Raw genomic sequence first — 11,686 nt, 5'->3', positions numbered from 1 at the left:
GAACCGTCATGTCCGATATCGGCCGCGTCAACCTGTTCGGAAAGCTCAACCCGCTCCTCTACGAGACGCTCGAGCAGGCGACCGGATTCTGCCGGCTGCGCGGCAATCCGTACGTGGAACTCGCGCACTGGTTCAAGCAGCTCCTGCAGCGGCCCGACGGCGACCTGCAGCGCGTGCTGCGCCGGTTCGAGATCGACGAGGCCGCGATCGAGCGCGGCCTCGTCGCGTCGCTCGATCGGCTACCGCGTGGCGCGGGATCGGTGTCGGACCTGTCCGTGCACATCGACGACGCGGTCGAGCGTGCGTGGGTCTATGCGACCTTGAAATACGACGCGACGCGGATTCGCGGCGCGGTCCTGCTGCTCGCGATCCTGAAGACGCCGCAGTTGCGCAACGTGTTGTACGCGATCGCACGCGAGTTCGAGCGCATCGTGCCCGACGTGCTCGCCGACGAACTCGCATCGATTGTCGACGGTTCGCCCGAGGCGCAACCGGCTGCGCGTGGCGACTCGGCCCTTGGCGCCGACGCCGCCGCGATGCGCGGTGTGCCAGCCGCGGAAGGCTCGGCCCTGGCGCGCTTCGCCGTCGACCTGACCGCCCGAGCGCGGGCAGGCGAGATCGACCCCGTCGTCGGGCGCGACACGGAGATCCGCCAGATCGTCGACATCCTGCTGCGGCGCCGGCAGAACAACCCGCTGCTGGTCGGCGAGGCCGGCGTCGGCAAGACCGCTGTCGCGGAAGGCTTTGCGCTGCGCATCGCCGCCGGCGACGTGCCGCCGTCTCTGCGAGACGTCGCGCTGTGCCTGCTCGACATCGGGCTGCTGCAGGCCGGCGCGAGCGTGAAGGGTGAATTCGAGAGCCGCCTGCGCGGCGTGATCGACGAAGCGATGTCGTCCGAGCGGCCGACGATCCTTTTCATCGACGAAGTCCATACGCTCGTCGGCGCGGGCGGGGCGGCCGGCACCGGCGACGCCGCGAACCTGCTGAAACCGGCGCTCGCGCGCGGCCTGCTGCGCACCATCGGCGCGACCACCTGGTCCGAGTACAAGCAGTACATCGAGAAGGATCCCGCGCTGACGCGGCGCTTCCAGCTCGTGCATGTTCTCGAACCCGAGGAGGCCGCCGCCGTGACGATGCTGCGCGGCCTCGCCGCGAAGCTCGAAGCCCACCACCGCGTGCTGATGCTCGACGATGCGCTTCAGGCCGCCGTGACGTTGTCGCATCGGTATATTCCCGCGCGGCAGTTGCCGGACAAGGCGATCAGCCTGCTCGACACGGCCTGCGCGCGCGTCGCCGTCAGCCAGCACGCAGTGCCCGCTCCGATCGAGGACGCGCGCCGACGCATCGACGGCCTGCGCGTCGAGCGGGAACGGATCGCGCGCGAGTGCGCGCTCGGCAGCGGCGACACCGCGCGGCGCGACGCGATCGATGCCGAGCTTGCCGCCGTGCAGACGGAGCTCGATCGGCTCGATACGCGCTGGCAAGCCGAGCGCGACGCATTGGCCTCGATCGTCGAATCGCGCGCCGCGCTGCTCGACGACGCGCCGTCGCGCGCGCTCACCAGCGACGCACGCGCCGATGTCCTGTCGCGTCTCACAGCCGCGCAGCAGGCGCTGGCCGAGATGCAAGGCGACGCACCGCTCGTGCTGCCCGCCGTCGACACGCATGCGGTCGCCGCCGTCGTCGCCGACTGGACCGGCATCCCGCTCGGCCGGATGGTGCGCGACGAGACGCAAGCCGTGCTCAAGCTCGCCGAAACGCTCGGCGAACGTGTCGTCGGCCAGCACCATGCGGTCGAACTGATCGCCCAACGGATTCAGACCGCACGTGCGAAGCTCGACGACCCGACCAAACCGCACGGCGTGTTCCTGCTGTGCGGGCCGTCCGGCGTCGGCAAGACCGAGACCGCGCTCGCGCTGGCCGACACGCTGTATGGCGGCGAGCGCAACGCGATCACGATCAACATGAGCGAGTTCCAGGAGGCGCACACGGTATCGACGCTGAAGGGCGCGCCGCCCGGCTACGTCGGCTACGGGCAAGGCGGGGTGCTCACCGAGGCCGTGCGCCGGCGGCCGTACAGCGTCGTGCTGCTCGACGAGATCGAGAAGGCGCACCGCGACGTGCACGAGATGTTCTTCCAGGTGTTCGACAAGGGCTGGATGGAAGATGGCGAAGGGCGCGACATCGACTTCCGGCATACCGTGATCCTGCTGACGTCGAACGTCGGCGCCGATCGCGTGATGCAGCTGTGCCGCGACCCCGAGCGCCTGCCCGACATGCAGACGCTTGCCGATGCGCTGCGCGCGCCGCTGCTCGACGTGTTCCCCGCCGCGCTGCTCGGCCGGCTGACCGTCGTGCCGTACTACCCGCTGACCGATGCGACGCTCGCGCGCATCGTCGAGTTGCAGTTGCGGCGCTTCGAGAAGCGGATCGATCTGCATCACGGGATCCGGCTGCGCTGCACAGATTCGGCGACCGCGCTGATCGTCGAGCGCTGCCGGACGATCGAATCCGGCGGCCGCATGGTCGACGCGATCCTCACGCATACCGTGATGCCGCGCATCGGCCGCGCGATCCTCGAGGCCACGCTCGAAGGCCGCGCGCTGGCTTCGATCGAGGTGAGCGCGGCCGGCGGCGAATTCGCTTACCGGTTCGACGAGGAGGGAACGACGTGAATCGCGTATTCACACTCGACAGCCCGCACGGCGACGACCTGAAATTCCATACGCTCGACGGCAGCGACGAACTCGGCCGCCTGTTCGAATTCCGGATCGAGGCGCTGGCGGACAGCCATAGCCTGTCGCTGAAGGACATGCTCGGCAAGCCCGTGACCGTGCGGATCGAGCAGCAGGACCTGTCGACGCGTTACTTGAACGGCATCGTCGTGCGCGCGACGCTGGCCGGCCGGCGCGCCGAACGGCACTACGGCTACGAGCTGATCGTGCGGCCGTGGCTGTGGCTCGCGACGCGCCGCTCCGATTGCCGAATTTTCCAGAATCGCACCGTGCCCGACATCGTGCAGGAAGTGCTCGCGCCCTACGGCTTCCCCATCGAGAACAAGCTGACCGATGCGTACGTGCCGCGCGAGTTCTGCGTGCAGTACAACGAGACCGACACCGCGTTCGTGATGCGATTGATGGAGTTCGAGGGCATCTATTTTTATTTCCGGCACGCGGCCGACAGTCATACGCTCGTGCTGTGCGATGCGATGTCATCGCACGTCGCGTTGCCCGGCTACGAAACGATCCCGTACATCGCGCAGGATCGCACGGCGATCGCCGACGAGGAACACGTCGACGGTTGGCTGCCGGCGCAGGAGGTGAGCGTCGGCAAGCATCAGACCAGCGACTACGACTATACGAAGCCGCGTGCGGATCTGTCGTCGCAGAAGGTCGATCCGCGTGGGCATGATCACGACAGTTTTGCGTCGTTCGAATGGCCGGGTGGGTATCGCGACGATGCGCCGGGCGCGCATTACAGCCGTGTGCGACTCGAGGAACAGCAAGCCGAGCATGAGCGGGCGAGTGCAGACACGGACGTGCGGGGGGCGGCGCCCGGGTATCTGTTCACGCTCGAACATTGTCCGCGTGCCGACCAGAATCGGGAATATCTGATCGTTCGATGCCAGTACCGGTTTCAGGAGAACGCGTATGCGAGTGACCAGGGCGCAGAGGCCGTCGTCCATCAGACGATGATGCTCGTGCAGCCGTCGAGCCTGCCTTACCGATCGCCGCGAGAGACGCCGAGGCCGCGCACCAATGGGCCGCAGACGGCGACCGTCGTCGGGCCGCCCGGCGAGGAGATCTGGACCGACCAGTACGGGCGCGTGAAGCTGCAGTTTCGCTGGGACCGGTATGGGCAGAGCAACCAGGATTCATCGTGCTGGGTGCGGGTGTCGAGCCCTTGGGCCGGGGGTGGCTTCGGTGGCGTGCAGATTCCGCGCGTCGGCGATGAGGTTGTTGTCGATTTTCTCAATGGTGATCCGGATGAGCCGATCGTGACGGGGCGGGTTTACAACGGCGAGAAGATGCCGCCGTGGGGACTGCCGGGCAGTGCGACGCAGAGCGGGTTGCTGTCGCGCTCGTCACCGGGCGGGACGACCGACCATGCCAACGCATTCCGGTTCGAGGACAAGAAGGGCGCCGAGCAGCTGTGGATGCATGCCGAAAGGAATTTCGATGCTGAGACCGAACTCGATCATTCGCTTTCCGTCGGGAACAACCACACGCATACGGTCGGAAACGACGAGACGATGCAGGTGAAGAACAACCGGCAACGGAGTGTCGGGCAGAACGAGACGGTGACTATCGGCAAGAACCGGGTCGCGCAGATCGGGGTGGATGAGACGCATGGGGTGAGGGGGAATCGCACGCGAACGGTCGGCAATAGCGAAACCGTGACGATCGCCGCGAATCGCGACGCGACCATTGGTGGAATACATACCGAGACGGTTGCGAAAGCCAAGACTGAAACGATCGGCGAAGGCAAGACGCTGAACGTCGGACAGATGTATCAAACGACTTCGCAAGACATGAAGACGCTGGTTGCGTCGTCGCATACTGAGGAAATCGGTGCACGTACATCGACGATTGCGAACGCCCATACGCACACGGTCGGCGGCGAACACACCGTCAACGTCGGCGCGAACCAGACGACGAACGTGCAGCATCAGGTCACCGTCAACGCCGGCGATCAGCTTTCGCTCGTCTGCGGGATGTCCAGCATCGTGATGAAGCGCGACGGCACGATCACGATCCAGGGCGTCAACGTCGCATCGACCGGCTCCCAAAGCCATAGCGTGCGCGGAACGACGGTCACGTCGTCGGCCACGGGCGAGCACACGGTCGAAGGCACGGTCCTGAAACTCAATCCGTGACGGAGGTTCACGCGAATGCCGAACTGGAAGCCGACCAATCCGGTGGAACGCAGGTTCATGGATGCGCATACGGACTGGATGCGTTTTGCGAAGGATCGCGATGCGCGATTGATGATCTGGCAGACCGACGAGAAGGATGCGCCGCTCGTGCGGCTGTATTTCCAGGTTCAGGACGAGACGTCGTGTGCGGTAAGGACGATGAGGGCGGCGTTCGTGAGCGAAGCCGGTTATGCGTCGGCGCTGACGGATGAGCTCATCGCTTTCTACGACAGCCGGCGCGACGCGTCCGCCGCGCAGGGCGTGCGTGCGGATTGGCAAGCGCCGTATGACGATGGCAAGCACCCGGTGCTGTATCTCCTCACGGTTGCCGACAGCCTGATGCAGCACCATCCGGAAGTTTTTCCGGCGATGGTGTTCGTGCTGGAGCCGGCGCACGTGCGGGATGACGCGGCATGGGTGCGATGGATGGACGGCTTGTTGTCGGTCATCGGCGCCGCACCGAAGCTGGGTGAACGCGTGCGCTTCGTCGTGCCGCGTACCGGGATCGCGTCGTTCGCAGCACTGATGCAGCGGTATCCGGCCACAGTGCGAGTCGTACAAGGCAAGTACGCGATGGCGAGCGTGCCGCGTGAGTTGCTCGCGGAATCGGGCGAGCGCGGATCAAGCGGCGAATTCCGCCGACTGTTCGTCGCGATGAGCGAGACCGTCGAAGGCGGCAATCCCGCGCGCCTGGAGGAACTCCGCGCGGCTGCGCTGAAGGCGGCCGAGCGCGAAAAGTGGTTCGACCAGTGTGTCGTCGTGCATTTGATTGCCGGTGCCGCGTATCTGAAATGGCGCAATCGCGAGCAGGCCGTCGACGCGTATCGCCATGCAGCCGAAAGCGGGGCGCATGCGGTGAACACCGGCCATCCGGCCGGCCACAAGCTCGTCGCGAACGGCTTGTTCGGCGAGGCGAGCGTGCACCTGACGTACAACGATCATGCGCACGCCGCCTACTGCTACGAACGGGCAGCCGCATCGACGACCGCGGCGCAGGATGCGCTGATGACGGTCGAAGCGTGGCGCATGAGCGCCATATGTTGGGAGCGCGCAGGGGCGCGCGAGCATGCGCTGGAAGCCGGCTTCAACGCACTCGATGCGGGATTGGCGCTGGATGACTCGACGCGTGTCAACAGCAACCTGCAGTTCGTCATCGAGTGGATGGCGTCGCAGGTCGGGGCGTTCGACCGGCGCCGCGCCGAACTCGGCGAGAAAGTCGCCGCGTTGCGCGGTGCCCGCTGATCGGAGACACGCATGGGGCTGCCGGCGGTCAAGCATCTCGATCCGGTCGTCGGCGTCGACTTGCATTCAGTCATGGTCACACCGAGCCCGACGCCCGTGTTTCTGCCGCACCCCCATATCGGGTTCATGCTGGATCTGCGCGAGTATGTGAACGCCGCGCTGGGCGTGATCGGTGCAATCGCCTTCACGATCGTCGAAGAAAAAGCCGTCGAGTATCTCGAGGATCATCCGGACGACGCGAAGCAACTCGGCGACACAGTCAACGCCGCCTCCAACGAAGCCAAAAAGCTCGGAAGCAATCCGACCGTCGCATACGTACTGAAGGGCGCGACCATGGCCGCCGACATCGCGAATGCGGCGGGCGTCGGCGTCGGGATGGGCAGCATCGCCGGCCGGCCTATCTTCGTGAACGGGATGCTGCGCGCGACAGCGGGCACGCACGCGTTTCATGTGCCGTCGCTGCACTTTCCGCTGGGCGCATCGTTCGCGCCGCCCGATCCGGACCCATCGAACGACGCGGAAGCGTACATGGGCAGCAAGACCGTGCTCGCGAACAACGATCCGATGGCTTTCCTGGCGCTGCCTGCGATGAGCTGCTGGGCGGTCGGGCTGGAACCGCCAACGCATAACGGCGCCCATACGAAGCGCGAGCATCTGTCGCTGCCGACGTCGTTCATGCTGCCGATTCCGACCGGACGCCCCGTGCTGGTGGGCGGGCCGCCGATCGTCAACATGGCGGCGCTGGCGAAGGGGCTGTTCAAGGCGTTTCGCGGGTCGGAGTGGGCGAAGTCGCTGGCAGACAAGCTGAATTTGAAACCGGGGTTTTTGAGGTGCACCGTACTGAAGGCGGAGCCGGTCGACGCGACCACCGGAGAGGTCGTCGTTCAGCAGAGCGATTTCACGGTGTCGGGGCGTCTGCCGCTCGAGTGGGACCGGTGCTATGCGAGCCATGAGCGGTACGTGAGCGCGATCGGCGTTGGCTGGCTGACGCCGGCCGACACCCGACTCGAACTGATACGGCACGAGCATGGCGTCGGCGCGGCGGCGTATTTTACGGATCACGCGACGGCGTTCGACACGCTGCCTGACGAGGCGGGGTGGCAGGCCCGTGTGTACGACTGGCAGCATGGGTACGCCCTATACCGCCGAGGCGCACACCTGGTGCTGCGAACGACCGCCGGAATCGAGTACGCGTTCGTGTTGTCGCCCGACCGTCAGGTTCAGTGGTGCGCAATGGCAAGTGAGCCCGACGAGCGTGCCGGGCTGGTCGCGCCGGTCGATCGCATGGCCGATCTCAACGGCAACGCATGGATTTTCGAGCGTGAGTCGGACGGCAGCCTCATACGCCTGGTCGAATGCACGCATGACGGTCCAACGAAGCGCGTCATCGAGTGCGGCCGGGGCCATCCGCCGCACGCCGCACGGCTGACGTCATTGACCCTGATCGATGCGGATGGCCGCGTGCATCCGCTCGCACGTTACGAGCACGATCACGAGGGAAACCTGGTCGCCGCAATTGATGCGATGACACAACCGCATCGTTTCGAGTACGCCAGCGACCATCGCATGGTGCGTCATGCCAGCGCGCGCGGCGTGTCGTTTTACTACAGCTACCTGAAGCACGACGACGGCGTCTGGCGCGCGGATCGTGCGTGGGGAGACGAGGGCGTCCTCGACTATCGCTTCGTCTACGATCGCGAGCGAATGGAAACGCGGGTCACCGATTCGCTGGGCCACACCACCGTCTTGCAGCTCAACGCGCGCGGCGTGCCCGTGGCCGAAACCGATCCGCTGGGTGGGGTGACGACCTATCGATACGATGCACAATCCAGAGCGAGCGCGCGCATCGATGCAGCCGGCCGCGCGACGACCTGGGAATACGATGTGTACGGCAATCTGCGGGCGCAGACACTGCCGGACGGCAGCACCTTGCGCAACGATTACGACGAGGATCTCCGGCTCGTTTGCGTGACGGCGCCGGGCGGCAGGGTGTGGCGCTATGAATGGGATGCGTGCGGCAACTTGCTCGCCCAGACGACGCCGGCGCAGGCAACCTCGCGGTACGCCTACGATGCGTGCGGACAGCTCATTGCGCATGTCGGGCCACGCGGCGGAGTGACCCGGTTCGAATACGATCGCGACGGCAATCCATCGACACGCTGCGATGCGCTCGGCCGCTATACGCAGTACGTCCATGACTCGCACGGCAATCTGATTCAAGCCATGAACGCCCTCGGCCAGACGAGTCGTTACGAATACGATCGCAACGGCAATCTTCTTCGGGCCATCGAGCCGGGTGGACTGGAGATCCACTGCATCTACGACGCCGACGGCAATCTGACGCGCTATCGCGACCCGCTCGGACATGTGACACAGCTCGAGTATTCGGCGCTCGGGCATGTCAGCAAACGCCTGACGGCCGACGGAAATGCCGTCGAGTACCTGTACGACACCGAAGCGCAACTGGTCTGCGTCGTCGACGAGCGCGGCAGGCGCTACGAACTGCAACGCGATGCGATGGGGCGGATCGTCGAAGAAGTCGACTACTACGGGCAGTCGCGCCAGTATGGCTATGACTTGCAGGGCCAGCTACTGCGCAGTATCGACCCGCTTGGACAGGCAATCGTCTACCGGACCGACGCACTTGGGCGCATCGTGCAAAAGCAGGTGCCCGACTCGCGGCAGCCTGACGGGTTTCGCATCGAAACGCTCACGTACGATAGCGGCGGAAATCTCGTCATCGCGGAGAATCCGGATAGCCGCGTCGAACTCACCTATGACCTGGCGGGACGCGTCGTCGAAGAAAGACAGGGCGATGATTTCACGATTGCCAACGTGTACGACGAATCGGGAAACCGAATCGAGCGCACGACCCGGCTTCTCGCCGGGATGGCCGTGCTCAGTCATACCGTCCGATACGCGTACAACGAGCTGGATGAAGTCACGACGATACGGATCGGCGACGAAGCGCCGATAACGCTGGAGCGCGACGAACTCGGACAGATCCGCGTCGAGCATCTAGGCACGGCGTTACGCCGCGAGTTGTCGTACGGGATAGACGGGCGACCGGCGAGACAGGCGTTTTTGAACGGTACCGGCGTGCTGTTCGCAAGCGAGTATACGTACGACGCAAATGGCGACATGCTCGAAAAGCGTGACGCTCGCCTCGGTATCGAGCGCTTCGAATACGATCCTGTAGGACGACTGACGCATCACGTCGACCCGACCAGTGGGCTGCAACGCTATTTGTTCGATCCGGCGGGCGACCTGCTGAAAACGCCGCCGCACGCGAGTCACGAACGACACGCGCAGACGCGTGAAGGTAGCTATGCCGGCTGCCACTACACGTTCGACTTATCCGGAAATCTCGTGCGCAGGCGGGACGCCACGCAGGATCTGCTGCTGCACTGGGACAGCGACGGGTTATTGATCGAAACCGAGGCAAGACGCATTGCGACCGATGGCGAATCGAACACGCGCACGCGCTACACCTACGATGCGCTTCACCGGCGGATCGGGAAGGTGTCGCATACGCAGTTCGGCGGAATGCCGGCTTCGCGACAGCATTCCCCTTCGAAACGGCGTTCACGTGTCAGCCGCTTTTTCTGGGACGGGGACGCGCTGGCGCGGGAGTTCGTGGTCGATGGCACCGGACCCGACGTCAGGGACCTAACCGGATCCATCGACACGCAAGACGTGAACGATCAAGAATGGATCTACTACCCTGAAACGTTTTGTCCCCTGGCGTTGTTGAAGCATCGGCACGACGCGAGCTTCGATGGGGGAGACAGACAGCATCTCTTCTATCAAACCGATCCGAACGGATCGCCGGTTCGCATCGTCGACACGCGCGGGCAGGTGAGGTGGGAAGCGTCGTATACGGCCTGGGGCGGATGCCGCACGATCGACACGTATGCCGGATTCCGTCAGCCCCTTCGTCTTCAGGGGCAATATTTCGACGACGAGTCGGGGCTGCACTATAATCGCTATCGCTATTACGATTCACTCGCCGGAACATACATTTCACCGGATCCGCTCGGTTTTCGGGCCGGAGAGAATATATACGGCATCGCTCCGAATGTTTTCGACTGGATCGATCCGCTGGGGTTGAAGCGGAAGAGTTCGCGGAACTGGAAGGCCTTGAAGTGGATGCCGACCAAAACAGGGCATCAACGCCAACACATTATTCCGCACTCGCTTCGCAACCACCCCATATTCCTGGCATCGGGCGCCAATATCGATGCCCCATCCAACCTGATGTATATGCCCAAGCATTGGTCGCGCGTGACCGATCCACATCAACTGATCGGGCTGCATCGAGGATGGACGAAGAAGCACAAGGAGTACAACGAAATGGTCGAAATTTATCTGGATGATCTCGAGGAATTGGCGCATCAGTCAGGCTGGGACCGCCAGACCATCAGGCAGGAGATATACGGGCTTCAAAGCGAGCTGCGGCGAGGTAGCCGTGACGGCAGGTTCACCTGTGCGAAATTCAAATAATGAATATTTACTCGATACGGACGACGGTGCAATCCGAGTTTGCCATCGTGGATTTCTCCCGAGACCCGAAGGGCATCTCGAATTATTTTATACATGGCCGTGGAGATTTGCGCGATCTGAGCATTCCGTTAAAGGCCGTCGCACAGAGCGGATATACGAAATCCAATATCCAGGCGACCGACTATATCGCGGCCTCCATTCGAGTTCCCATTTTTTCGACTCGATTCCAGGACGTTCTTGGGGAGAAGTTTTCGGGAGAGCTGGAATTCGTCCCCTGTGTAATCGCGTGCGATGGGCAACCATTCCAGTTTAGTGCCGGCCGGATATTGCGGTCGCTGCCGCTGATCGACACCGAAAAATCGCAATATCGAAAGCTTGCGTCGGGGGCGTCTCTGCTATTGCGTGCTGTCTACCGGTCGGAGATCGAATCCAAATTCTTCATCTGCAGGGACAACGACAGTCATGGCCGATTCGTCGTGTCGGAAGCGTTCAAGACGCTTTGCGAAGCGCACGATTTCAGTATCGAATTCGGCTCGCCTGTCTGATGTTGATCGGAGATCGAAGGCAGGTGACCGGCTCGCATCGCTTTTCGCACGTGGGAGCAAGGGGTGGCTTGTCGACATGCCGGACTCGTGCCCGATGCGTGTACAAGCAGGAGCGCGGCGCATCGAAAACCGCACAAACTGGCTCCGCCGATTCGTTCCGGCAGATCTGATCGATTACCTCGTCCGCGCGATGCCTTCCGACATCGCGCGCACTCTCGCCAAATCTGTGTCCGGATTCGCTAGACCGCTACACCAGAACGCAAGCGTGATCTCGGGAACCTTGTTGAGCCAGCGTGTGATGGGCTTGTCGGTAGCGGTCGACATAGCGCGACTCCTTGGCAGTTGAGTGTCACGCAGTCTAGTTGGACAGACTTAGGGGAACCTTAGCGTGGGGTCCTGGAGGAGTCAGACAGCCGGCAGTCGTCATGCGTGTTGGTCGATGATGTGTATTTTACATAATGCTGATGATCGAACTTTTTGA

At 63.6% G+C, this 11,686-nt stretch carries 5 protein-coding genes; all 5 read left to right on the top strand.

The genetic code is table 11. The features are described from left to right. Positions 1 to 8 precede the first annotated feature (8 nt). From tssH to U4Y91_RS32420, 5 genes are read left to right on the top strand one after another with little or no spacing between them, the layout of a single operon-like run. Positions 9 to 2,675: a type VI secretion system ATPase TssH gene (gene tssH, locus U4Y91_RS32440; RefSeq protein ID WP_321808489.1), complete on the top strand. Its 2,667-nt coding sequence runs from the start codon at positions 9 to 11 to the stop codon at positions 2,673 to 2,675. Next, entirely contained in the window at positions 2,672 to 4,876 is a 2,205-nt protein-coding gene (gene tssI, locus U4Y91_RS32435; protein WP_321808488.1) for a type VI secretion system tip protein VgrG, read from the top strand. The genes tssH and tssI overlap by 4 nt, the downstream gene beginning before the upstream one ends. A gap of 15 nt (positions 4,877 to 4,891) precedes the next feature. Next, the gene (locus U4Y91_RS32430) at positions 4,892 to 6,157 is read left to right on the top strand and encodes a hypothetical protein (protein WP_321808487.1); all 1,266 of its coding nucleotides are present in this window, start codon (positions 4,892 to 4,894) and stop codon (positions 6,155 to 6,157) included. A 12-nt stretch (positions 6,158 to 6,169) separates the two neighbouring features. Beyond that, positions 6,170 to 10,660: an RHS repeat-associated core domain-containing protein gene (locus U4Y91_RS32425; RefSeq protein ID WP_321808486.1), complete on the top strand. Its 4,491-nt coding sequence runs from the start codon at positions 6,170 to 6,172 to the stop codon at positions 10,658 to 10,660. Continuing rightward, complete coding sequence (locus tag U4Y91_RS32420; RefSeq protein WP_321808485.1) at positions 10,660 to 11,205, top strand: hypothetical protein; 546 nt, start codon at positions 10,660 to 10,662, stop codon at positions 11,203 to 11,205. Before U4Y91_RS32425 ends, U4Y91_RS32420 begins: the two co-directional genes overlap by 1 nt. The last annotated feature ends 481 nt before the right edge of the window (positions 11,206 to 11,686 follow it).

The organism is Burkholderia sp. BCC1993 (assembly GCF_905339865.1).
Lineage (GTDB): Bacteria > Pseudomonadota > Gammaproteobacteria > Burkholderiales > Burkholderiaceae > Burkholderia.
Note: the sequence above shows the minus strand (reverse complement) of the source record. Positions and strands in the feature narration are given on the sequence as shown.

Coding starts and splice junctions, on each gene's coding strand:
- U4Y91_RS32420 (WP_321808485.1), top strand. CDS start 10,660: ATGAATATTTACTCGATACGGACGACGGTGCAATCCGAGTTTGCCATC.
- U4Y91_RS32425 (WP_321808486.1), top strand. CDS start 6,170: ATGGGGCTGCCGGCGGTCAAGCATCTCGATCCGGTCGTCGGCGTCGAC.
- U4Y91_RS32430 (WP_321808487.1), top strand. CDS start 4,892: ATGCCGAACTGGAAGCCGACCAATCCGGTGGAACGCAGGTTCATGGAT.
- tssH (WP_321808489.1), top strand. CDS start 9: ATGTCCGATATCGGCCGCGTCAACCTGTTCGGAAAGCTCAACCCGCTC.